The organism is Psychrobacter sp. 1Y4, from assembly GCF_051847555.1.
This window is the reverse complement of record NZ_JBPYDE010000810.1, coordinates 1-608: the sequence shown is the minus strand read 5'-3', so window position 1 is coordinate 608 and position 608 is coordinate 1. Positions and strand designations below refer to the sequence as shown.

1 protein-coding gene is annotated in these 608 nt (G+C 48.8%); it reads left to right on the top strand.

Annotated features, from left to right (window positions below; genetic code table 11):
- Nucleotides 1-608, top strand: a 608-nt coding sequence (locus ACS8FC_RS19005; RefSeq protein WP_439297935.1) for a TVP38/TMEM64 family protein, incomplete at both ends; no start/stop codon positions are given.

Below are 608 nucleotides of genomic sequence, written 5' to 3'. Positions count from 1 at the left end.
CATTGCTTCGTTTGCGTCCAGTATCGGCGCAACGCTTGCTTTTTTGACGTCACGTTACTTACTACGCGACACCATCAAGCAGCGCTTCCCTGAGCGGCTGGCAGCGATCGACAAAGGGGTCAAAAAAGAAGGCGCTTTTTACTTATTTACCCTTCGACTGGTACCGATATTTCCGTTCTTTTTGATTAATCTGTTGATGGGCGTCACCGCCATCAAGTCGTGGACTTACTACTGGGTCAGCCAAGTTGGCATGCTCGCTGGTACGTTCGTATTCGTCAATGCAGGGACACAATTGGCGCAGGTTGAGAGTCTATCAGGGATTTTATCGTTCGACTTGATTGTCTCGTTTGCGTTATTGGGCTTATTCCCCTTAATCGCAAAAGGAGTGTTGAATATGTTTAAGAAGCGCCGCGTCTACAAAAATTATAACAAGCCAAAAAAATTCGACCGCAATATGATCGTCATCGGCGCAGGTGCTGGCGGCCTTGTCACCAGCTATATCGCAGCGACTGTTAGGGCAAAAGTCACGCTCATCGAAGCGGGCGAGATGGGCGGCGACTGCTTGAACTACGGCTGTGTCCCGAGTAAAGCCATTATCAAAAGTGCAA